Annotated in this window: 21 protein-coding genes; 14 read left to right on the forward strand and 7 right to left on the reverse strand. The window is 70.3% G+C overall.

What is annotated here, in order from left to right; genetic code table 11:
* Nucleotides 1–206 precede the first annotated feature (206 nt).
* The 7 genes from ACIBG6_RS38295 to pstB all read left to right on the forward strand — a co-directional run bounded on the left by ACIBG6_RS38295 (nucleotide 207) and on the right by pstB (nucleotide 8,272).
* Complete coding sequence (locus ACIBG6_RS38295) at nucleotides 207–2,516, forward strand: RNA degradosome polyphosphate kinase (RefSeq protein ID WP_399227384.1); 2,310 nt, start codon at nucleotides 207–209, stop codon at nucleotides 2,514–2,516.
* Nucleotides 2,503–3,534: a CHAD domain-containing protein gene (locus ACIBG6_RS38300; protein WP_399227385.1), complete on the forward strand. Its 1,032-nt coding sequence runs from the start codon at nucleotides 2,503–2,505 to the stop codon at nucleotides 3,532–3,534. The genes ACIBG6_RS38295 and ACIBG6_RS38300 overlap by 14 nt, the downstream gene beginning before the upstream one ends.
* On the forward strand, nucleotides 3,531–3,953 hold the full coding sequence (locus ACIBG6_RS38305) for an NUDIX hydrolase (protein WP_399227386.1): 423 nt from the start codon (nucleotides 3,531–3,533) through the stop codon (nucleotides 3,951–3,953). Before ACIBG6_RS38300 ends, ACIBG6_RS38305 begins: the two co-directional genes overlap by 4 nt.
* Before the next feature lie 209 nt (nucleotides 3,954–4,162).
* Nucleotides 4,163–5,311, forward strand: a complete 1,149-nt coding sequence (gene pstS, locus ACIBG6_RS38310) for a phosphate ABC transporter substrate-binding protein PstS (RefSeq protein WP_399227387.1) — start codon at nucleotides 4,163–4,165, stop codon at nucleotides 5,309–5,311.
* Between the two features lie 107 nt (nucleotides 5,312–5,418).
* Nucleotides 5,419–6,393, forward strand: a complete 975-nt coding sequence (gene pstC / locus ACIBG6_RS38315; RefSeq protein WP_399227388.1) for a phosphate ABC transporter permease subunit PstC — start codon at nucleotides 5,419–5,421, stop codon at nucleotides 6,391–6,393.
* On the forward strand, nucleotides 6,390–7,466 hold the full coding sequence (pstA, locus tag ACIBG6_RS38320) for a phosphate ABC transporter permease PstA (RefSeq protein WP_399227389.1): 1,077 nt from the start codon (nucleotides 6,390–6,392) through the stop codon (nucleotides 7,464–7,466). The genes pstC and pstA overlap by 4 nt, the downstream gene beginning before the upstream one ends.
* A 29-nt stretch (nucleotides 7,467–7,495) precedes the next feature.
* Nucleotides 7,496–8,272 (forward strand): phosphate ABC transporter ATP-binding protein PstB, encoded by a 777-nt coding sequence (gene pstB, locus ACIBG6_RS38325; RefSeq protein WP_399227390.1) that lies wholly within the window; start codon nucleotides 7,496–7,498, stop codon nucleotides 8,270–8,272.
* A gap of 221 nt (nucleotides 8,273–8,493) precedes the next feature.
* Here pstB and ACIBG6_RS38330 read toward each other — a convergent pair whose 3' ends face one another.
* A complete protein-coding gene (locus ACIBG6_RS38330; RefSeq protein WP_399227391.1) occupies nucleotides 8,494–9,492 on the reverse strand; it encodes an anion permease in 999 nt (332 codons plus the stop codon).
* A 5-nt stretch (nucleotides 9,493–9,497) separates the two neighbouring features.
* Complete coding sequence (locus ACIBG6_RS38335) at nucleotides 9,498–10,118, reverse strand: DUF47 family protein (RefSeq protein ID WP_327163361.1); 621 nt, start codon at nucleotides 10,116–10,118, stop codon at nucleotides 9,498–9,500.
* A gap of 194 nt (nucleotides 10,119–10,312) precedes the next feature.
* Here ACIBG6_RS38335 and ACIBG6_RS38340 point away from each other — a divergent pair, with 194 nt between their 5' ends.
* Nucleotides 10,313–10,678 (forward strand): metal-sensitive transcriptional regulator, encoded by a 366-nt coding sequence (locus ACIBG6_RS38340; protein WP_399227393.1) that lies wholly within the window; start codon nucleotides 10,313–10,315, stop codon nucleotides 10,676–10,678.
* Nucleotides 10,679–10,729: 51 nt separating this feature from the next.
* Here the strand turns inward: ACIBG6_RS38340 and ACIBG6_RS38345 are convergent, their stop codons facing one another.
* The 5 genes from ACIBG6_RS38345 to ACIBG6_RS38365 form a co-directional block, all read right to left on the reverse strand.
* Complete coding sequence (locus tag ACIBG6_RS38345) at nucleotides 10,730–10,915, reverse strand: hypothetical protein (protein WP_399227394.1); 186 nt, start codon at nucleotides 10,913–10,915, stop codon at nucleotides 10,730–10,732.
* Between the two features lie 143 nt (nucleotides 10,916–11,058).
* Nucleotides 11,059–11,901 (reverse strand): hypothetical protein, encoded by an 843-nt coding sequence (locus tag ACIBG6_RS38350; protein ID WP_399227395.1) that lies wholly within the window; start codon nucleotides 11,899–11,901, stop codon nucleotides 11,059–11,061.
* 330 nt (nucleotides 11,902–12,231) lie between these two features.
* Nucleotides 12,232–12,954, reverse strand: coding sequence for a phosphatase PAP2 family protein (locus tag ACIBG6_RS38355; protein WP_399227396.1), 723 nt, complete (start codon nucleotides 12,952–12,954; stop codon nucleotides 12,232–12,234).
* 213 nt (nucleotides 12,955–13,167) lie between these two features.
* Entirely contained in the window at nucleotides 13,168–14,196 is a 1,029-nt protein-coding gene (locus ACIBG6_RS38360) for an NlpC/P60 family protein (RefSeq protein WP_399227397.1), read from the reverse strand.
* A gap of 87 nt (nucleotides 14,197–14,283) precedes the next feature.
* A complete protein-coding gene (locus tag ACIBG6_RS38365; protein WP_399227398.1) occupies nucleotides 14,284–15,153 on the reverse strand; it encodes an NAD(P)-dependent oxidoreductase in 870 nt (289 codons plus the stop codon).
* Between the two features lie 113 nt (nucleotides 15,154–15,266).
* Between ACIBG6_RS38365 and ACIBG6_RS38370 the strand changes: the two genes are divergently transcribed.
* From ACIBG6_RS38370 to ACIBG6_RS38395, 6 genes are all read left to right on the forward strand, one after another.
* Nucleotides 15,267–15,839: a TetR/AcrR family transcriptional regulator gene (locus ACIBG6_RS38370; protein WP_399227399.1), complete on the forward strand. Its 573-nt coding sequence runs from the start codon at nucleotides 15,267–15,269 to the stop codon at nucleotides 15,837–15,839.
* Between the two features lie 277 nt (nucleotides 15,840–16,116).
* Entirely contained in the window at nucleotides 16,117–16,425 is a 309-nt protein-coding gene (locus ACIBG6_RS38375) for a hypothetical protein (RefSeq protein ID WP_017242359.1), read from the forward strand.
* Nucleotides 16,426–16,540: 115 nt separating this feature from the next.
* Complete coding sequence (locus ACIBG6_RS38380) at nucleotides 16,541–17,374, forward strand: hypothetical protein (protein ID WP_399227400.1); 834 nt, start codon at nucleotides 16,541–16,543, stop codon at nucleotides 17,372–17,374.
* Nucleotides 17,364–18,695 carry a hypothetical protein gene (locus ACIBG6_RS38385; RefSeq protein WP_399227401.1) on the forward strand — a complete coding sequence of 444 codons (1,332 nt, stop codon included), beginning with the start codon at nucleotides 17,364–17,366 and terminating at the stop codon, nucleotides 18,693–18,695. The genes ACIBG6_RS38380 and ACIBG6_RS38385 overlap by 11 nt, the downstream gene beginning before the upstream one ends.
* The gene (locus ACIBG6_RS38390) at nucleotides 18,692–20,245 is read left to right on the forward strand and encodes an SCO6880 family protein (RefSeq protein ID WP_399227402.1); all 1,554 of its coding nucleotides are present in this window, start codon (nucleotides 18,692–18,694) and stop codon (nucleotides 20,243–20,245) included. The genes ACIBG6_RS38385 and ACIBG6_RS38390 overlap by 4 nt, the downstream gene beginning before the upstream one ends.
* Before the next feature lie 20 nt (nucleotides 20,246–20,265).
* Nucleotides 20,266–21,660: an ATP-binding protein gene (locus ACIBG6_RS38395; RefSeq protein WP_329622142.1), complete on the forward strand. Its 1,395-nt coding sequence runs from the start codon at nucleotides 20,266–20,268 to the stop codon at nucleotides 21,658–21,660.
* Nucleotide 21,661 lies beyond the last annotated feature (1 nt).

A 21,661-nucleotide genomic window follows, 5' to 3' on the forward strand; every position in this document is an offset into this window, starting at 1 on the left:
CCCGCACACGGCCCCGCCCCCGATCAGCCCCCGATTCCCGAACGACATGTCGTCGTTACCGGCCATTCAGACGCGCTTGCGACGCTCACGCAATGAAGCGCTCCGTGACCACGCCCGGCAGGGCGGTCCTCCCCAAAGGGAGACTTCCCTCCCCCACGGCCCGCTCCGACGCGCCCGATGACCTCTTCGCGCGGAAGAATGGGGCCATGAGCAAGCAGCCCGCCGAGGTCCCGGTCCAGTCCTCCGCCACGCCGTCCGCCCAGACCTCCTCGCAGACGTCCGCACGCGCGTCCGCGAAGACGTCCGCCTCGTCGTCCCTCGGACCCATAGCCGCGCACCGCCCGCTCGGCGGCGCGAACGCGGCCGGCGCGACCGAGGCGGCCGACGTGGCCACCGTCGCCGGCATGGACGCCGATCCCGACTCGTACGTCGCCGACGCCTCCCTCGGTGACGAGCTGCCGCAGGGACGCTTCCTCGACCGGGAACGCAGCTGGCTCGCGTTCAACGAACGCGTCCTCGAACTCGCCGAGGACCCGACGACCCCCCTCCTCGAACGAGCGAACTTCCTCGCGATCTTCGCTTCGAACCTCGACGAGTTCTTCATGGTCCGGGTCGCCGGCCTCAAGCGCCGCATCGCGACCGGCGTCGCCACCCGCTCCGCCTCCGGCCTCCAGCCCCGCGAGGTCCTCGAACTCATCTGGACCCGCTCCCGCGAGCTCATGGCCCGGCACGCCGCCTGCTACCAGCAGGACGTGGCGCCCGCCCTCGCCGACGAGGGCATCCACCTGATCCGCTGGCCCGAGCTCACGGAGAAGGAGCAGGCGCGGCTCTTCACCCTCTTCCGGCAGCAGATCTTCCCGGTCCTCACCCCGCTCGCCGTGGACCCGGCGCACCCCTTCCCGTACATCTCCGGCCTGAGCCTCAACCTCGCCGTGGTCGTACGCAATCCGGTCAGCGGCCACCGCCACTTCGCGCGCGTGAAGGTCCCGCCGCTGCTCTCCCGCTTCCTGGAGGCCTCCCCGCAGCGGTACGTCCCGCTGGAGGACGTCATCGCGGCGCACCTGGAGGAGCTGTTCCCCGGCATGGAGGTGCTCGCGCACCACATGTTCCGGGTGACGAGGAACGAGGACCTGGAGGTCGAGGAGGACGACGCCGAGAACCTGCTCCAGGCCCTGGAGAAGGAGCTCATGCGGCGCCGCTTCGGCCCGCCGGTCCGCCTGGAGGTCGAGGAGTCCATCGACCCGTACGTCCTCGATCTCCTCGTGCGCGAGCTGAAGGTCTCCGACGCCGAGGTCTACCCGCTGCCCGGCCCCCTCGACCTGACCGGTCTCTTCGGGATCGCCGGGCAGGACCGGCCGGAGCTGAAGTTCCCGAAGTTCGTCGCGGGCACGCACCGGGACCTGGCCGAGGTCGAGTCGGCGTCCGCGCCGGACATCTTCGCCGCGCTGCGCGAGCGGGACGTGCTGCTGCACCACCCGTACGACTCGTTCTCGACGTCCGTCCAGGCCTTCCTGGAGCAGGCGGCGGCCGACCCGGACGTCCTCGCGATCAAGCAGACGCTGTACCGGACGTCCGGCGACTCCCCGATAGTCGACGCCCTCATCGACGCCGCCGAGTCCGGCAAGCAGGTCCTCGTCCTCGTCGAGATCAAGGCCCGCTTCGACGAGCAGGCCAACATCAAGTGGGCGCGCAAGCTGGAGGAGGCCGGCTGCCACGTCGTCTACGGCCTCGTCGGCCTGAAGACGCACTGCAAGCTGTCGCTGGTCGTCCGCCAGGAGGGCGAGCTCCTCCGCCGGTACTCGCACGTCGGCACCGGCAACTACCACCCCAAGACGGCCCGGCTCTACGAGGACCTCGGCCTCCTCACCGCCGACCCCCAGGTCGGAGCGGACCTGTCCGACCTGTTCAACCGGCTCTCCGGCTACTCGCGCCGCGAGACGTACCGACGGCTGCTCACGGCGCCGAAGTCGCTGCGCGACGGGCTGGTCTCCCGGATCACCAAGGAGATCGCCCACCACCGCGCCGGCCGGCCCGCGTACGTACGGATCAAGGTCAATTCGCTGGTCGACGAGGCCGTCATCGACGCCTGCTACCAGGCGTCGCGGGCCGGCGTCCCGGTCGACATCTGGGTCCGCGGCATCTGCGCCGTGCGCCCCGGCGTCACCGGCCTCTCGGAGAACATCCGGGTCCGTTCGATCCTCGGCCGCTTCCTGGAGCACTCCCGGGTCTTCGCCTTCGGCAACGGCGGCGAACCCGAGGTCTGGTTCGGCAGCGCCGACATGATGCACCGCAACCTGGACCGCCGGATCGAGGCCCTCGTACGGGTCTCGGACCCGGCCCACCGGGCTGCGCTGACCCGGCTCCTGGAGACCGGGATGTCCGACACCACCTCCTCCTGGCACCTCGGCCCCGACGGGAACTGGACGCGGCACGCGACCGACCCCGAGGGCCGGCCGCTGCGGCACGTCCAGGAGATGCTCATCGACGCGCGGAGGCGCCGGCGTGCACAACCTTGACCCCCTGCGGGACGTCACGGCGGGGGAGGTCGTGGCCCCCTATCTCCACGCCCGGGCCGCGGACTTCCTCCGCGGCCTGCGGATCCACGGCGAGAGCGGCTCGGACTCGGCCGGTACGGACGAGGCGGCCCGTACGCTGCGGGCCGCCGCCCGGCGGATCAGCGGCACCCTCCACACCTTCCGGCCGCTGCTCGAGCCCGCCTGGGCCGACCAGCTGCGGACCGAGCTGGCATGGCTCTCCGGGACCCTGGCCCTGGAGCAGGCCTGTACGTCCCGGCTCGTCCGGCTGGTGGACGCACTGTCCCGCCTGTCGAGCAGCGGCGGCCCGGTACCGGCCGCCCGCGGCGGCGAAGGCCAGCGGGCGGGCGCGGGTACGGGTGCCGGCGCCGGTACGGGCCCCGGTGCGGGGCTCACCGTCGGTGCCGCCCGGGCCGGCGCCCTCCTCGAACGCCAGCTGACCCTGGCCCGGACACGCGCCCACTCGGCCGCCCTCCAGGCCCTCGGCTCCGCGCGCTTCCACGCGGTCGCCGACGCCGTCGCCCTCCTCGCCTCCGAGGTGCCGCTCGGCCCCGCCGGCGCGGCCCCCGCCATGGAGGTCGTCGACGCGCCCGCCGCGGTCGCCGAGCGGCGCCTCCTCGAATCGGTGGCCGCACTCCCCCTGACCCGGGCGGCCCACCCGTACAACGCCGACGCCCTGGCCCTCGCCGCCGGGGAGTCCCAGGACGCGCCCTGGCACCGGACGCGGCACCTGCTGCGCCTGCACCGGTACGCCTCCGAGGTCCTGCACACCGGCGGCGAGCCCGACCCCGTCCTCTTCGAGTCCGCCCGCGCCCTGGACCGGCACCGCGACGCCGCCGAGGCCGCGGCGGCCGCCGCCGCGGCGGCCCGCACCCCCCGGATCGCCCCGGCGACGGCGTACGCCCTCGGGGTCCTCCACGCCGACCAGCGGCACGAGGTCGAGGCGGCCCGGTTCGCCTTCCAGCACGCCTGGCGAAGAGCGACGGCCCCGGTCCCGTGACCACCACCCCCCTCCAGGAACCCATCCGCGCCGCCGGGTGCGTCCTCTGGCGCCCGGCACTTTCCGGCCACGGCATCGAGATCGCCCTCGTGCACCGGCCGAAGTACGACGACTGGTCGCACCCGAAGGGCAAGCGGAAGCCCGGGGAGACCGCCGAGGCCTGCGCGCTGCGCGAGATCCTGGAGGAGACGGGCCGGCGCTGCGCGCTCGGCCCCCGCCTGCCCACGGCCCGCTACACGGTGGCCGGCCGCCCCAAGGAGGTCGTCTACTGGGCGGCCCGTGCCCTCGACGGCGCCTTCGCGCCGACCCGTGAGGTCGACCGCCTCGTCTGGCTGCCGCCCGGCGAGGCCCGCGCCCTCCTCACCCAGCGCCGCGACCGCGAACTCCTGGACGCCGCCATGGCAACCTCACGCCACTGACACCCCACCCGGAGTGACCACACCCGTGCTTCCGACACGGTTCACTTTCCGTTCACTCTCTTCCGTCGGTCGCTTCACCTGTTCTGCCTAATTTCGGACTCACACGGTGCACGAAGCGCAACAGTGCACCACCACCCGACACACGCCGCCGTAGAACGATCAGGACACTGGGTCCGCGGCAAGGCGGCTTCTGGAAGGAACACCCGAAAGTGAAGCTTTCGCGCAAGAACGGGCTTCGCGCCTCAGCGATCGGTGCCCTCGTCGTCTCCGGCGCCCTGGTCCTCTCGGCGTGTGGCTCGGACGACAACACGGAGACCCCGGCGAAGGAAGGCGGCAAGACGACGACCTCCGCCGCCGCCGCGTCGAACATCGACTGCGCCGGAGCCAAGGGCAAGCTGCTCGCCGCCGGCTCCAGCGCACAGCGCAACGCGATGGACCTGTGGGTCAAGAACTTCCAGGCCGCCTGTGAGGGCGTCGAGATCAACTACCAGGGCATCGGCTCCGGTGGCGGCATCACCAAGTTCAACCAGGGCCAGGTCGCCTTCGCCGGCTCCGACTCCGCCCTGAAGGAAGAGGAAGTCGCCGAGTCGCAGAAGATCTGCACGGGCGGCAAGGGCATCAACCTGCCCATGGTCGGTGGCCCCATCGCCATCGCCTACAAGCTGGACGGCGTGGACAACCTCGTCCTGGACGCCTCCACCATCGCCAAGATCTTCGACAACAAGATCACCAAGTGGAACGACCCGGCGATCGCCAAGCTGAACCCGGGCGCCAAGCTGCCCGACAGCACGATCCAGGCCTTCCACCGCTCGGACGAGTCGGGCACCACCCAGAACCTGGGCAAGTACCTCTCCACCGCCGCCCCGGCCGACTGGAAGCACGACCCGAAGTCGAAGTCGTGGCCCGCCCAGGGCGGCCAGGCCGCCAACGGCTCCTCCGGTGTCGCCACCGCGGTCAAGGACACCGAGGGTTCCATCAGCTACATGGAGCTCTCGTACGCCACCGCGAACAAGTCCTCCACGGTCAGCATCAACACCGGTGCCTCCGCCCCGGTCGCCGCCTCCTCGGAGAACGCGTCCAAGGCCATCGCCGCCGCCAAGGTCAAGGGCACGGGCAACGACGTCGCCCTCTCCCTCGACTACAAGACCAAGGCCGAGGGCGCCTACCCGATCGTCCTCGTCACGTACGAGATCGCCTGCGACAAGGGCAACAAGGCGGAGACCCTGCCGACCCTGAAGGCGTTCCTCAACTACACCGTGAGCGAGGAGGGCCAGAAGGTCCTCGCCGACGCCGGCTACGCCCCGCTCCCGGCCGAGATCGCGGCCAAGGTCCGCGCGATCGTCCCCACCCTGTCCTGACCCCCGGCCGGGCCCGGCCCCTCCCCTAGGGGGGCCGGACCCGGCATCCGGTGCACCGCCGCCAGGAGCCCGCACACCCGTACGGGCGCCGCAGACCGGAGAAGCAGATGGCTACCACCACACCAGACATACAGAGGAGCCGGCGCGCCAAGAGCGCGTCCCGCCCCGGGGACCGCATCTTCAGCGGTCTGTCCCGAGGGTCCGGCATCACCCTCCTCGTGATCATGGCCGCGATCGCCGGCTTCCTCACCTACCGTGCCGTCCTCGCCATCTCGAAGGACAGCACCAACTTCTTCACCACCTTCGAGTGGAACCCCGCCGGCAACCCGCCGGTCTTCGGCATCGCCGTCCTCGCCTTCGGCACGGTCGTCTCGTCGATCATCGCGATGGCGATCGCCGTGCCCGTCGCCATAGGCATCGCGCTCTTCATCTCGCACTACGCACCGCGCAGGCTGGCCAAGCCGCTCGCGTACGTGGTCGACCTGCTCGCCGCCGTGCCCAGCATCATCTACGGCCTCTGGGGCGCGATATTCCTCGTCCCGTACCTGGACGGCCTGAACCAGTGGCTCGACGAGTACCTGGGCTGGACGTACATCTTCGACAAGGCCAACGAGGGCCCCGCCCGCTCGCTCTTCACCGTCGGCATCCTGCTGGCGATCATGATCCTGCCGATCATCACCAACGTGACCCGCGAGGTCTTCCTCCAGGTCCCGAAGATGCACGAAGAGGCGGCCCTCGCCCTCGGCGCCACGCGCTGGGAGGTCATCCGCATGTCGGTCCTGCCCTTCGGCCGCTCCGGCATCATCTCCGCCTCGATGCTGGGCCTGGGCCGCGCGCTCGGCGAGACCATGGCCGTCGCCGTGGTGCTCTCCCCCAGCTTCCTCGTCTCCGGCCACCTGCTGGACCCGGGCGGCGGCACGTTCGCCCAGAACATCGCCGCGAAGTTCAACGAGGCCAACGAGTTCGGCCGTGACGCGCTGATCGCCTCCGGTCTCGTCCTCTTCGTCATCACGCTGCTGGTCAACGGCGCGGCTCGCTGGATCATCGGCCGCCGCAAGGAGTACTCGGGGGCCAACGCATGAGCCACGCCATACAGGATCGCCCGCCCGTGCAGTCCCGGGTCAAGCACGATCCCCTCAAGCACGCCCGGCTCCCCCGCTGGACCCCGTTCGCCATCGCCCTCGGCTCCGTCGCCGCCGGCTGCGGCCTCGGTCTCGTCGCCGGCTGGCACAGCCGCATCCAGTGGGGCCTGCTCTCCTCGCTCTTCTTCGTCCTGGCCACCTACCTGATCACCTCGAAGGTGGAAGGCAGCCGCCAGGCCAAGGACCGCGTCGCGACCAGCCTCGTGTGGGTCTGCTTCATCCTGGCCGTGATCCCGCTGCTCTCGCTGGCCTGGGTCACGATCAGCAAGGGCATCGAAGTCCTCGACCCGTACTTCCTCTCCCACTCGATGAACGGCGTCCTGGACACCGAGGCCGGCGGTGGCGTCTACCACGCGCTGCTCGGCACCATCGAGCAGGTCCTCATCGCGACGCTGATCGCCGCGCCGATCGGCCTGCTGACCGCGGTCTACCTGGTGGAGTACGGCGGCGGGAAGCTCGCCCAGGCCGTCACCTTCTTCGTCGACGTCATGACGGGCATCCCGTCGATCGTCGCGGGCCTCTTCATCCTCGCCACCTGGAATCTGATGCTGGGCTTCGGGCCCTCCGGATTCGCCGGCGCGATGGCCCTCGCGATCCTGATGATGCCGGTCGTGGTCCGCTCCACCGAGGAGATGCTCAAGCTCGTCCCGAACGAGCTCCGCGAGGCCTCCCTCGCGCTCGGCATCCCCAAGTGGCGCACGATCCTGAAGGTGGTCCTGCCCACCGCGATCGGCGGCATCACCACGGGCGTCATGCTCGCGGTCGCCCGCATCACCGGTGAGACGGCCCCCGTCCTGCTCCTCGTGTTCGGTACGAAGCTCATCAACCCGAACCCCTTCGAAGGCGCTCAGTCCTCGCTGCCGCTGTACGTGTACGAGCAGTACGCGGTCGGCACCGACGCCGCTGTGTCCCGTGCCTGGGCCGCCGCGCTCGTCCTGATCGCCTTCGTCATGATCCTCAACATGGTGGCCCGCGGCATCGCCCGCTGGAAGGCCCCCAAGACCGGCCGCTGACCGCGGCATCATTGGAAGTAGTGATTCACATGGCCAAGCGAATCGACGTCAGCGGCCTCTCCGCGTACTACGGCGCCCACAAGGCGATCGACGACATCTCCATGACCGTCGAGCCCCGCTCCGTGACGGCTTTCATCGGCCCCTCCGGCTGCGGCAAGTCCACCTTCCTGCGGACCCTGAACCGCATGCACGAGGTCACCCCCGGCGGCCGGGTCGAGGGCAAGGTGATGCTGGACGACGAGAACCTGTACGGCTCGCACGTCGACCCGGTCGCCGTGCGCCGCACGGTCGGCATGGTCTTCCAGCGCCCCAACCCCTTCCCCACCATGTCGATCTTCGACAACGTGGCGGCGGGCCTGCGCCTCAACGGCAAGTACAAGAAGGCCCAGCTCAGTGACATCGTCGAGAAGTCCCTCAAGGGCGCGAACCTCTGGAACGAGGTCAAGGACCGCCTGAACAAGCCGGGCTCGGGCCTCTCCGGCGGCCAGCAGCAGCGTCTGTGCATCGCCCGCGCCATCGCGGTCGAGCCCGACGTCCTGCTGATGGACGAGCCCTGCTCGGCCCTCGACCCGATCTCCACCCTCGCCATCGAGGACCTGATCGGCGAGCTGAAGGAGCGCTTCACGATCGTCATCGTGACGCACAACATGCAGCAGGCCGCCCGCGTCTCGGACCGCACGGCCTTCTTCAACCTGTCGGCCGTCGGCCAGCCCGGCAAGCTCATCGAGCTGGACGACACCGAGCGGATCTTCTCCAACCCGAGCGTCCAGGCGACCGAGGACTACATCTCCGGCCGCTTCGGCTAGACCGCTCCACCCCAAGACCGTCTTACGGTGCTGCATGGCGGTGCCACCGTATGACGAAAGGGCCCGGCTCCCCCACAGGGGAGCCGGGCCCAACCATTTGTCTCAAAGCGCCAGCGTCAGCGTCAGCCGAAGAACAGCTTCACCACGCTGCAATCCCCCGGGGGATAACCCCCGGACCCCCAGCAGGACCGGGTGGCGCCGGCCGCCAGTGGCGCCGGCCGTCAGCCGAAGAACAGCTTCACCACGTAGTAGCTCGCCGCCGCGACCAGCGCCGCCGCCGGCATCGTGATGAACCAGCCCAGGATGATGTTCTTGGCGACACCCCACCGCACCGCGTTGACGCGCTTCGTCGCGCCCACGCCCATGATCGCGGAGGTGATGACGTGCGTCGTCGAGATCGGCGCGTGGAACAGGAACGCCGAGCCGAACATGATCGACGCACCCGTCGTCTCCGCCGCGAAACCCTGCGGCGGGTCCAGCTCGATGATCTTGCGGCCGAGCGTCCGCATGATGCGCCAGCCGCCCGCGTACGTACCGAGCGAGAGCATCACGGCACAGGCGATCTTCACCCACACCGGGATGTCGTCGCCCGCCTGCTGCACGTCGGCGATGACCAGGGCCATCACCACGATGCCCATCGTCTTCTGCGCGTCCTGCAGACCGTGACCGAGCGCCATACCGGCCGCCGACACCGTCTGCGCGATACGGAAGCCGCGCTTGGCCTTGTGCGGGTTGGCCTTGCGGAACATCCACATGATCGCGCACATGACCAGGTAACCGGCGACGAGACCGACGACCGGCGAGATGAACATCGGGATGACGACCTTGTCGAGGACGCCGCCCCACAGCACCTCGGTGCCACCGGCCAGCGCCGCGCCCACCATGCCGCCGAACAGCGCGTGCGAGGAGGACGACGGCAGACCGAAGTACCAGGTGACGAGGTTCCAGATGATCGCGCCCACCAGCGCGGCGAAGAGGATGCCCATCCCCTTGTCGCCGGTCGGGGTCTCGATGAGCCCCTCACTGACGGTCTTGGCGACCCCGCTGCCCATGAAGGCACCCGCGAGGTTCATGACCGCCGCCATCGCCAGCGCCGCCCGGGGGGTCAGCGCCCGGGTCGACACCGAGGTGGCGATGGCGTTGGCGGAGTCGTGGAAGCCGTTCGTATACGTGAAGCCGAGCGCGACACCGATGGTCACGATCAGAGCGAAGGTGTCCACGAAGCTCAGGACTCCTTGACCGCGATGGTCTCCACCGTGTTGGCGACGTGCTCGAAGGCGTCGGCCGCCTCTTCCAGCACGTCGACGATCTGCTTGAGCTTCAGCACCTCGATGGCGTCGTACTTGCCGTTGAAGAGCTGCGCGAGGAGCTTGCGGTGGATCTGGTCGGCCTGGTTCTCCAGACGGTTGACCTCGATCCAGTACTCCGTGAGGTTGGCCATCGTCCGCAGGTTCGGCATGGCCTCGGCAGTCAGCTCGGCCGCCCGGGCCAGGACCTCGATCTGCTGCTCGACACCCTTGGGGAGTTCCTCGACGTTGTAGAGGACGACCAGGTCGACGGCCTCCTCCATGAAGTCCATGATGTCGTCGAGGGACGACGCGAGGTTGTAGATGTCCTCACGGTCGAAGGGCGTGATGAAGGAGGAGTTCAGCTGGTGGAAGATCGCGTGGGTAGCGTCGTCGCCGGCGTGCTCCGCTGCCCGCATCCGCTCCGCGATCTCGGCCCGGGCGGAAGGCTCCGCTCCGAGCAGTTCCATCAGGAGCTTCGAGCCCGTGACGATGTTGTCCGCGGACGCGGCGAACATGTCGTAGAAGCTCGTCTCCCTGGGGGTCAGACGAAATCGCACGTGAGGTCCTCGGGGTGCTGGGTTTCGGTCAGGCTGATGCTAGGCGCATCATCCGGCCACGGCTAACCGGCGTCCTCTCAGTGTCGCCCATCAGGCACAGTGAACTGCACGGGCCCCCGCCCGGATCGGCGGGGATCGGTACCATATACCCACGAGGGGTATACACCCCCTTATCTGGACAACGGGAGGACGCGATGACGACCACCGACGCGGACCAGGTCACCCCCGAGACCGTCGAGGCAGTCGGGGCCGTCGAGCCTGCCGACCACGACCACGGCGTGCACGGCTACCACAAGCAGAAGGACGAGCACCTCAAGCGGCTCCGCCGCATCGAGGGGCAGATCCGCGGCCTCCAGCGGATGGTCGACGAGGACGTCTACTGCATCGACATACTGACCCAGGTCTCGGCTTCGACGAAGGCGCTCCAGTCCTTCGCCCTCCAGCTCCTGGAGGAGCACCTGCGGCACTGCGTCGCGGACGCGGCCGCCAAGGGCGGCGAGGGCATCGACGCCAAGGTCGAGGAGGCCACCAAGGCCATCGCCCGCATGATGCGCACCTGAGCGGAGTCCGCGCACGCGCGCACCCTCTCCACGAGCCAGCGGGCCGTACGGTCAGCGTTCCCGTTCCCGTACGGCCCGCTCGGCGGCGACCCGCAGGACCTCGTCGATCCGGTCGGCGCTGAGGCGCTCCCCGTCCGCGGCGGAGGCGGCGATGATCAGTTCGCCGCACAGTTCGATCTCGGCGAGGGCGACGCAGTCCGGGTCTGCGGGCACGGTCGCGGTACCGGGCGGGGCCACGTGCGGTCACCTCTTCCTGCCGGCTTCTGTCTCCCAGGTCTCCCGGCGGTCTCCCAGCGTAGGGAGAGGGCCACGCAGGGCGCATGACACGTCCGGACCATTTGGCGATGGTCCGAACCACCCCGGCCCTGCCGCGGCCCTGCTCAGGCCTTGATCTTCCCGGCGTAGATGTCGCGCCGGTCCGGAAGCGTCACCTGGACGCGGACCCCGAAGCCGTACAGCAGGGTGGTCGACGCGACCGCGACCGTACGGCCCTGGTTGCTGAAGCTGAACTGGTGGCGGACCTTCCGCAGCCGCCCCTCCGCGTCCAGATACGCGTCGAACGGCACCGTGTCCGTGGCGAACCCTTTCGCCGCCGCGGCGAGCGCCCCGCGCAGCTGCGGCGAGGCGGCGCGCGCCGCGTGGGCGATGTCGGCGACGCCGCGGTAGTGGCGGACCTTCACGCCTGCCAGGTCGACCTCTCCGAGGTACGAGACCTCCCGGGCGCCCCGCAGCAGCTCCGCCGCGGCCGCCGGGTCGGTGGCCCCGCCCGTGACGAGGTTCCCGTCGTCGAGGGTCGTGGTGTCGACGCGGACCCACTTGTCGGCGGGCACCCCCGCGCCCCGGTTCTTCATGTAGAGGGCGCCGGGGGTGAGGAGCTCGGTGATCGGCCGGTGCTCGTCGGTCCCGGCGGCGTCCTTGGGCAGCACCACCTGGAGCCGGCCGGTGCGGCGGCGGAAGTCGTAGCCGCCCTCGCCGCGGATGGTGACCCGGGTCCCGCCGGCGGCCATCTCCATGGAGGTGCTCGCCTTGGCGGTGCCGGCCCTGGTCAGCGCGTCGGCCGCGTTCCGTACGGCGAGGAGCGGGTCCACCGCGGGCTTCGGGTCCTCGGGTGCGGCGCAGCCCGCGACCGCCGAGCCCCCGACGAGTGAGCCGACCAGGGCGGCGGTGACGGCGAACGCGCCGCTCCCGCGGCCGCGCGGACGCCCGTATCGCTGCACCACCATCGCCTGCCAACCCCCAACGCCTCACCGCTGTTTGCCCGGGACCCGCACGTCCCCGGTCCCGCGGGCCTGGGAACGCCCGATCCGCATAACGACGGCACGGGCGAGCCGTCACGCGCAGTACCGTGGTGGGGTGCACGCGCATGCCTCCCCCCACACGACCACGACGACGGAACGCGGCTCGTTCGCGCTGGCCAGATGCAGCTGCGGCTGGTCGGGGCCGGCCCGCAGATCGCGGGAGAGAGCCCGTACGGACGCCTCGGAACACGTCCGTACGTCGGCGGTTTCCGGCGACGCGTCTTAGACCCTCAGACCCTCAGGCCCCTTGGCCCCTCAGGCCGCGAGGTCGTTCTGGGTCGTCCCGTTGGCCGGGCCGCCGAGCCGGGGCTCGGGGATGTCGACGGCCTCGGGCCGGAGCGGTTCCGCGGCCCGCCGGGAGCGGACGAGCCGGGCGCCGCGGCCGGAGCGGGCGACGGCGGAGACGACGGGGGTCAGCAGGGCGAGCGCGACGGGCGCGAGGAGCAGCGCCACCGCCGTACCGAGGGCGAAGCCGCCGATGACGTCGGTCGGGTAGTGGACGCCCATGTAGACCCGCGCGAAGCCCTCGGCGAGGGCGAGGCCGATGGCGGCGAGGCCGAACTTCCGGTGGGCGACGAAGAGGCCGACGCCGAGCGCCATCGCCATGGTGGCGTGGTCGCTGACGAACGAGAAGTCGGTCTTGCCCTCGACGAGGACGTCGAGGCCCTCGTGGTCGTTGAACGGCCTGGGGCGCTCGACGAAGCCCCGGATGGGGATGTTGACGAGAAGGGCGACACCGGCGGCCAGCGGGGCCCAGACGAGCCCGGCGACGGCCGAGACGGAGTCCGCGAGGGTGCCGCTGCGGCGGACGCTCCACCAGCACCAGAGCACGACGAGGACCATCCCGAGCATGATCCCGTACTCGCCGACGAACTCCATGACGCGGTCGAACCACGGCGGAGCGGCCTTCGCCAGCCCGTTGATGTCGTAGAGCAGGCTGACATCGGGGTTGGAACCGTCCGATGCGAGTCCAGCCATCTGCTGTGGCCCCTTGCTTCTCGTGTGTGTCTTCCCACCCCCGTGGTCAGAGCGTTCGGATCAGGGAACGAACTGTCTGAGGCGTGCGTTCCGCTCTCTCCGGTGGATCATGCCGACGTTATCGAAGAGTGACGGTTCACCGCAGCTCAGGGCCACTGCATGACGGAGAGTTCCGGCCATGTCCCATACGACCCGACGGTCCGTCTCCTGCCCCTACGTCTGCGGAAGATGGGTGGGCAGCGCGGCGGCGCCCTCCTTGGTGACCCTGGTCGCGCCGAAGTAATCGGGGGTGTCGATCCGGTCGAAGCGGATCACCGCACCGGTGCGCGGGGCGTCGATCATGTACCCGCCGCCCACGTAGATACCGACGTGCCGGATGGCACGCGAGTTCGTCAGATCGTCGGAGAAGAAGACGAGGTCGCCGGGGAGGAGCTCCTCCCTGCTCGGGTGCGGACCGGCGTTGTACTGGTCGTTGGCGACGCGCGGCAGCTCGATGCCGACGTTCAGGTACGCGGCCTGGGTCAGCCCGGAGCAGTCGAACCGGCCATTTTGCGCCGCCGTCCCCGTACCGCCCCACAGGTACAGGGTGCCGAGCTTCTGCTGGGCGTAGTGGATGGCCCCCGCGGCCTGCCGGGAGGGCTCGACGCGGCCCACGGGCCGCGCGAAGCTCTTCTCCAGGGAGCGGATGATCCGCACGTAGTTCTGCGTCTCGCTGATCGGCGGCACCCCGCCGTGCTTGATGACGCGGTACGCGCCCGCGTTGTACGCGGCCAGCATGTTGCTCGCGGGGTCGCCGGGCACGTTCTTCACGTACCCGGCGAGCTCGCAGTCGTACGAGGCGGCCGAGGGGATCGCGTCCTGCGGGTCCCAGATGTCCCGGTCGCCGTCCCCGTCGCCGTCGATGCCGTGTCCGGCCCAGGTGCCGGGGATGAACTGGGCGATGCCCCGGGCGTCGGCCGAGGAGACGGCCCGCGGGTTCCAGCCGCTCTCCTGGTAGAGCTGCGCGGCGAGGAGGGCGGGGTTGATCGCGGGGCAGAGGTTGCCCCACTTCTGCACGAGCCCCTGGTAGAGGGCGGGGACGGAGCCCTTGGCGAGCCCCACGGTGCCGTTCTTGCCGCTGCCCGCGCCGCCGATGAGACCCGACGCCGCGGAGTACGTCCCGACGACGAGCAGTGCGACAAAGCTGAGGCAGACCCCGAAGGCCCCGCCGGCCACCAGCCACGCCTTGCCAGCCCTACGCACCGTCAACCACCCCTCGGCTCATGGCAGTACGCCCCGGGGTCAGTCTAGGCGGCGGGGAGCCCGGAGGGGTGGTTGCACGACGTGCCGTCAGTTCTTCTTGAGCAACTCCACGAGACTGGAGGAACTGTCGTCCCCGTACCCGGCTTCCACACCGCGCCGGAACAGATCGGCGACCGCGGCCGGCAGGGCACCGTCCACGCCCGCGTCGGTGACGGTGTGCAGGACGTGCTCGGCGCTGGCGAGACCCATGGCGAGGCGGTCGACGTCACCGCCGTGGTGACCGGCGTCGACCCGGGGCCCGTAGAAGTCGATGAACTGGCCGAGGTCGAGCGCGTTCCTGGCGTACGGCTGGAGCTCGACGGCCGTGATGCCGTGCGCGTCGGCGAGGGCGAGGGCCTGCCAGTAACCGGAGAGCGACGTCCAGAACATGACCATGTTGAGCTGGTAGAAGAGCGCGGCGAGGCCGGGGTCCTCACCGCGGTAGTCGGTACCGGTGAGCACGGAGAGCGCACCGCGGTGGGCCTCGAAGACCTCCCGGGGCCCGCTGTAGAAGGCGGAGCTGGCCGGGTCGCCGACGCCGGACGGCGGGGTGAGGACGCCGCCGGTGAGCTGGACGGCGCCGCGCTCCGCCGCCCAGGCGGCGGCCTCCCGGGCTCGCTGCGGGGTGTCGGAGCTGAGGTTGACGAGGACCCGGCCGGCGAGGACGGCGGGGTCGACCTCGCCGAGGACGCCGTAGAAGGCGTCGTAGTCGGTGAGGCTGAGGACGACGAGCTCGTTCGCGGCGACGGCCTCGGCGGGACCGGCGGCGAGCACCGCTCCCCGCCGCACGAGCTCGGCGGCACGGCTCGGGGTCCGGTTCCAGAGGGTGACCTCGTACCCCTGGTCGAGATAGGCACCGGCCATGGCGCGCCCCATGGGCCCGAGCCCGATGACGGTGACGGAAAGTGCGTTCTGCACAGCAACCCCCTGCGATACGCGCTCTAAAACGAACGCTCTAATTACCGACGAGGCAAGACCGTAGCACGCTCTAAAACGAACGCTCTACTCAATAGGCCGACTAGACTCACCCCATGCAGACCAGCAGCACCCACGACCGGATCGTCGTCGCCGCCGCACGCCTCATCCAGCGCCAGGGCTACGTCGGAACGGGCATCAAGCAGATCGCGAAGGAGGCGGACGCCACCCTCGGCTCCGTCTACCACTTCTTCCCGGGCGGGAAGGAAGCCGTCGCGGTCGCGGCGATCGCGCACAGCCGCGAGGAGTTCGCCGGCTTCCTGCGCACCGCCCTGGACGGCGAGGACGACCCCGCCGAGGCCGTCGACGCCTGCGCGCGCCTCCTGGCCCGCGAACTCCGCGCCTCAGGCTGGACGGACGGCTGCCCGGTCACCGCCGCCGCCCTGGAGACCCTCGGCCCCGACAACCCCATCCAGCGGGCCTGCGCCGACGCCCTGCGCGCCTGGCAGAACCTGGTCGCCGACAAGCTCCTCGGCTGCGGACTCCCCTCCCCCGAGGCCCGCGACCTGGCCGCCACCGTCATCAACACGCTCGAAGGCGCGGAAGTGACCGCCCAGGTCACCCGAAGCGAGGACCCCCTCCTCCTGGCGGGCCGTCACCTGTCGCGCCTGGTCGCCTCGTACGTCTGACGACCCCGCGGCTGCGCGACGGCGCCCCAAGAGTGCAACAACGACAATCATTGCCCGGAGTCACCCTCCGTGATACACAGAGTGACCATACGCTTCTTCGCATGGAAACCGGCCACACCCGCGCAGGTCAAGACGGTCAGACCGGTCAAGTGTGCGGGGATCGGGTAAAGAGACCCGTCAAGGCGTCACACGCGAGCGGTTTCATCAGCGAAGATAGGGCGATGACCCATGCCGTCCGGCAGGGGCAGTTAACTACCCAACAGGGGCGGTGAGTTACATGTACCTGGCGGCAGAAAAGGGCGACATCACCACCATCATCGGTGGAATCGCCCCGAACTGGGGGCCTTTCGGGAGCCTGGGCGCCGAGGCCAAGATCATGATCGAGGTCGTGATGGCCGTGGCCATCCTGCTCTGCCTCGGCATCGCCATCTGGGGTGCGGCCAAGCAGCGCATCGGCGCGACCGCGCTCCGCGACACGTTCAGCGCGGAACAGGGCAAGGGCCTGATCGTGGCCGGCCTCACCGGCGTCTTCATCATCGGATCGCTGGGAACGCTCTTCACCATCGTGTACGGGATGGCCGTCTGATCCCCCGTCGGACTCCATCCTCCTGAGGCCTGCTGATGTCGTGTTTGCGTTCCCTGATGCCCAGCCATGTTGCAGCACTGTCGTACCCGCGAACGAGTGAGGGGGCGTACCCGGCATGAGCCTCGGCGACGAGCACGACGGCTTCGGCGGCGTGGGCGGCTCGGGCCAGACCCGGACCCGCCTGCCCGAGGGCAACAGCGGCGACGTCTACGGCGGCGCCCGCCGCCCCGTACGCAGCTCCCGCTCCCTGATCACCGTCGTGGGCGTGGTGGTCCTCCTCATCGCGGCGATCGCCTTCGCCAACCGCGGCGGCGCGGACCCGGCGGACGCGGCCCCCACGACAGGCACCCCGGGCAAGGCGGCCCCGACGGCAGCGACAGGCGTCCGCCCGGTGACGGGCAAGAACGGCCAGTTCCCGGCAGGCTTCGCACACGACGAACAGGGAGCCCAGAGCGCCGCGTCGAACTACGCGGTGGTGCTCGGCTCGGCCGAGATGTTCCAGGACGGGCCCCGCGCGGAGATCGTGCGCGCCATCCACGACCCCGCGGTCGTGGAGGACCTCCTGAAGAAGCTCGACGCCTCGTACTCCGCGGGCCTCATGGCCGGCATGGGACTCGACGAGAACGGCGCGGCACCCTCCGGCACGACCTTCGTCTCACGCACCGTCCCGGTCGGCACCAAGGTCCGGGACCACACGGAGAACTCCGCGACGGTCGAGGTCTGGTGCACCGGCCTGGGCGGCCTCGCCGGAGCGGGCTCGACCAAGCCCGTCACCTCCACCTGGTTCACCATCACCCAGAAGCTCACGTGGGTCGGGGGCGACTGGCGCGTGGAGTCCTTCAGCCAGAGCGAGGGCCCCACCCCGGTCAACGGCGACAGCCGCGCCTCCACGGCCGACGAGATCGCCGAGGCCGTCGAGGGATACGGAGGGTTCACCTATGCCCGCTAGCCGAAGCCTCGCAGGGCGCGCGTCGACCGCGGCCTTCGCCGCGTTCCTCGCCGTACCCCTCCTGCTCTCCCGGGCCGCCCAGGCGGCCCCCACCCCGACTCCGACTCCGTCGGCCCCCACGCCGTCCCCGACCGCGGGCAACAAGGAGTGCGAGCTCCTCACGGGAACGGCCAAGCAGCTCTGCGAGAGGAGCGAGTCCGGCGGAGCCGGCACCCCCCTCCCCGACTCGAACACCGCGGTCGACCCCCTCTCCTCCCTCGCCCGCGGCTGCGCAGACGCCGCCATCGCCACCATCGACTACCTCTCCAAGGCCGTCAAAGAAACCGCCGACGTCGACTTCACCAACGTGGAGTTCCTCGGCCGGTACGCGATCGTCTTCGCCGCCGCCACCGTCCTCACCCTCCTCCTCTGGCTCCTCGCCGTCGCCAAGCGGGCCATCCGGGGCGTCCCCCTCGCCACCGCCCTCTCCGAGGCCATCGGCTTCCTCTGGCTGACGGTCCTCGCCTCCGCGTTCACCCCGCTCATCCTCTACACCGTCGTCAACGCCACCGACGCCGTCACCGAGGTCATCGCCTCCGGCACCGGCCAGCAGACCGACGTCTTCTTCGGCAGCTTCAAACAAGCCCTCGAGAAGGGCGACAGCATCGGTGGCGGCCCCATCATGCTGATCATCGTGTCGCTGGTGACCGTCCTCGCCGCCGGCGTCCTCTACCTGGAACTGTTCCTCCGCGCCGTGATGCTCTACGTCGGCGCCCTCCTCGGCGTCGTCGTCTACTCCGGCCTCGTCGACAAGAACATGTGGGGCCACGTCCGCCGCTGGGCCGGAATCATGATCGCCGTGATCCTCGTCAAGCCGGTCATCGTGATCGTCCTCGGCCTCGCCGGGGCACTCTCCTCCGGCACCGGCCCCGACTCGTTCTCCGCCGTCGTCTCCGGACTCGCGATCATCCTGCTCGCCATCTTCGCCTCCGGGGTCATCTACCGCTTCGTCCCCGGCTTCGGCGACGAGATCGCCGCCTCCCGCAACAACCGGCTCCACCGCGCCGGCGAGAACACGGCCGCCGCCGTCATCTCCTCCCCCGCCTCCCTCGTCTCGCAGGGCATCAAGACCCACAGCACCCGCGACAGCGGAGGCGGCGGCGGCCAGGGCTCCCAGGCCGCCCGCCCCGCCAACCCCCTCGCCGGCGGCGTCGCCGCCCACAGCAGCCGCGGCGGCGACAACCGCGGCGGCGGGGCCACGCCCCCGCCCGCACCCCGTAGCAGCAGTCCCACCACGGGTACCCCGCACAGCAACCGCAACTCTGGAGGTGGAGGGCGTTGACGACCCAGTCCCAGCCGGTCGCGCCCCGCCGCACGTACCTCGTCGGCCGGGCCCGGCCGAACGCGATCGTCGGCAAGAACCGTGAGACGGGCGAGATCGCCCTCATCATCGTCGGCGCGTTCCTCGGCATGATGAGCGGACTCCTCGTCCCCCTCCTCCCCCTCCGGATCGCACTCCTCGCCGGCCTCCCCATGGTCGCGATCGCCGCCGTGTACCTCCCGTACAAGGGCCGCACGTTCTACAAGTGGTTCGAGATCAACCGCAGCTACAAGCGCATGCTCAAGCGCGGTACGGCCTACCGCTCCGTCGCCGCCGAGTCCGGCACCCGCCTCGACGGCCGCGAGGTCGAGATCGGCCCGCCCCCCGGCATCGGCCGCGTCGGCTGGCTCGCCGCCCCCTTCGGCCCCGACGAGATCGCCGTCCTCCTGCACGCCGACCGCCGCACCGTCACCGCCGCCATCGAGATCGAGGGCCCCGGCGTCGGCCTGCGCGACAGCGAGGACCAGGAGGCCCTCGTCGACCGGTTCGGCACCCTCCTCAAGCACGTCGCCAACGGCGACGGCTTCGTGACCCGCCTCCAGATGCTGGCCCGCACCCTCCCCGCCGACCCCGACGCCCACGCCAAGGACGTCAGCCAGCGCGGCGACACGGCCGCGCCCGCCTGGCTCAAGGAGTCGTACGAGCAGCTCCAGTCGATGGTCTCCACCTCCAGCGAGCAGCACCGCGCCTACCTCGTCGCCTGCATGCACTACACGCGCGAACTCGCCGCCGAGGCCAACGTCATGGCCCGCGCCGCCCGCCACGCCTCCGGCGCCCGCAAGCTCGACCGCGACGCCGGCCTCGCCGTCGTCATGGCCCGCGAGCTCACCGACATCTGCGCCCGCCTCGCCGAGGCCGACATCCGCGTACGCCAGCCCCTCGGCCAGTCCCGGCTCGCCTCCCTCGTGCACTCCATGTACGACCCGGACCACCCCATCGACCACATCCAGGCCATGACGAAACGAAACGCTTGGCCCGCCGAACTCGACGCGATGGAACCGACGTACCTCCAGGCCAAGACCCGCGAGTCCTCCACGCGCGCCCCCTGGTGCCACGCCACGGCCTGGGTGAAGGAGTGGCCCATGACCCCGGTCGGCGTCAACTTCCTCGCCCCGCTCCTCGTCCACACCCCGGACGTCATCCGCACGGTCGCCGTCACCATGGACCTGGAGCCCACCGAGGTCGCCATCGAGCGCATGCTCACCGAGAAGACCAACGACGAGGCCGACGCCAGCCGCGCCGCCAAGATGAACCGCACCGTCGACCCCCGTGACATCGCCGCCCACGGCCGGCTCGACCAGCGGGGTGAAGATCTCGCCAGCGGTGCGGCCGGAGTGAACCTCGTCGGGTACATCACGGTGTCGTCGCGTTCGCCCGAGGCCCTCGCCCGGGACAAGCGCACGATCAGGGCCTCCGCCGGAAAGTCGTACCTGAAGCTGGAGTGGTGCGACCGCGAGCACCACCGGGCCTTTGTGAACACCTTGCCGTTCGCGACCGGCATCCGCCGCTAAGGCCGAAGGGGCACCGTCCGATGCGAGATCCGATGTCCGTCCTGACCGACGCCTTCACCTCCTTCGTCTTCGGCAAGGTGGAGACGACCCGCCTGCCCGTCCGCACCTCCACCGGACAGGCCCAGGCCGTCTACCTGCCGACCGCCGCCCCCGGCCTCGGCGACTCCGGCGTGATCATCGGCCGCGAGGTCTACAGCGGCAAGGGGTACATCTACGACCCCTTCCAGCTGTACGGGCAGCAGCTCCCCGCCCCCCACTGGCTGGTCCTCGGCGAGTCCGGAAACGGCAAGTCGGCGCTGGAGAAGACGTACGTGCTCCGCCAGCTCCGCTTCCGCGACCGGCAGGTCGTCGTCCTCGACGCCCAGGGCGAGGACGGCGTCGGCGAATGGAACCTCATCGCGCAGGAGCTGGGAATAACTCCCATCCGGCTCGACCCGATGGTCGCCAACGACTCCGGCATCCGCCTCAACCCCCTCGACCCCTCGATCACCACCACGGGCCAGCTCGCGCTGCTCCGCACGATCATCGAGGTGGCGATGGGCCACGGCCTCGACGAGCGCTCCGGCTTCGCGCTCAAGGTCGCCCACGCCTTCGTCACCGAGCACACCACCCACCGCCAGCCGATCCTCACCGACATCGTCGAGCAGCTCCGCCACCCCAAGGCCGAATCGGCGGAGGCGATGAACGTCGACATAGACGACGTACGGGCCTGGGGCCTGGACGTCGCCCTCGTCCTGGACCGCCTGGTCGACGGTGACCTCCGGGGCATGTTCGACGGCCCGACGACCGTCGGCATCGACCTCGACGCGCCCCTGATCGTCTTCGACCTCTCCCACATCGACCGCAACTCCATCGCCATGCCGATCCTCATGGCGATCGTCGGCGTCTGGCTGGAGCACACCTGGATCCGCCCCGACCGGAAGAAGCGCATCTTCCTCGTCGAGGAGGCCTGGCACATCATCAACAGCCCGTTCGTGGCCCAGCTGTTCCAGCGGCTGCTCAAGTTCGGCCGCCGCCTCGGCCTGTCCTTCGTCGCCGTCGTCCACCACCTCTCCGACGTCGTCGACGGAGCGGCGGCCAAGGAAGCCGCGGCGATCCTCAAGATGGCCTCCACCCGGACCATCTACGCCCAGAAGGCCGACGAGGCACGCAACACGGGCCGGGTCCTCGGCCTGCCACGCTGGGCGGTCGAGATCATCCCGACCCTCACCCCCGGCATCGCGGTCTGGGACGTCAACGGCAACGTGCAGGTGGTCAAACACCTCATCACCGAGCGCGAACGCCCCCTCGTCTACACCGACCGCGCGATGACCGAGTCCTCGGTCGCCGACCCGGAACTCGAGTGGGAGACGGAGCAGCGCGCGATCCTCGTCGAACAGCAGATGAACGGCACGTCGCAGTCGACGGTGGCGTAGC

This window comes from Streptomyces sp. NPDC050842 (assembly GCF_044456565.1).
Taxonomy (GTDB): Bacteria; Actinomycetota; Actinomycetes; order Streptomycetales; family Streptomycetaceae; genus Streptomyces.

Excerpts from the sequence above, each read along its gene's own strand:
- ACIBG6_RS38295 (WP_399227384.1), top strand. The coding sequence starts at position 207 with ATGAGCAAGCAGCCCGCCGAGGTCCCGGTCCAGTCCTCCGCCACGCCG.
- pstC (WP_399227388.1), top strand. The coding sequence starts at position 5,419 with ATGGCTACCACCACACCAGACATACAGAGGAGCCGGCGCGCCAAGAGC.
- pstA (WP_399227389.1), top strand. The coding sequence starts at position 6,390 with ATGAGCCACGCCATACAGGATCGCCCGCCCGTGCAGTCCCGGGTCAAG.
- pstB (WP_399227390.1), top strand. The coding sequence starts at position 7,496 with ATGGCCAAGCGAATCGACGTCAGCGGCCTCTCCGCGTACTACGGCGCC.
- ACIBG6_RS38340 (WP_399227393.1), top strand. The coding sequence starts at position 10,313 with ATGACGACCACCGACGCGGACCAGGTCACCCCCGAGACCGTCGAGGCA.
- ACIBG6_RS38350 (WP_399227395.1), bottom strand. The coding sequence starts at position 11,901 with ATGGTGGTGCAGCGATACGGGCGTCCGCGCGGCCGCGGGAGCGGCGCG.
- ACIBG6_RS38355 (WP_399227396.1), bottom strand. The coding sequence starts at position 12,954 with ATGGCTGGACTCGCATCGGACGGTTCCAACCCCGATGTCAGCCTGCTC.
- ACIBG6_RS38370 (WP_399227399.1), top strand. The coding sequence starts at position 15,267 with ATGCAGACCAGCAGCACCCACGACCGGATCGTCGTCGCCGCCGCACGC.
- ACIBG6_RS38375 (WP_017242359.1), top strand. The coding sequence starts at position 16,117 with ATGTACCTGGCGGCAGAAAAGGGCGACATCACCACCATCATCGGTGGA.
- ACIBG6_RS38380 (WP_399227400.1), top strand. The coding sequence starts at position 16,541 with ATGAGCCTCGGCGACGAGCACGACGGCTTCGGCGGCGTGGGCGGCTCG.
- ACIBG6_RS38385 (WP_399227401.1), top strand. The coding sequence starts at position 17,364 with ATGCCCGCTAGCCGAAGCCTCGCAGGGCGCGCGTCGACCGCGGCCTTC.
- ACIBG6_RS38395 (WP_329622142.1), top strand. The coding sequence starts at position 20,266 with ATGCGAGATCCGATGTCCGTCCTGACCGACGCCTTCACCTCCTTCGTC.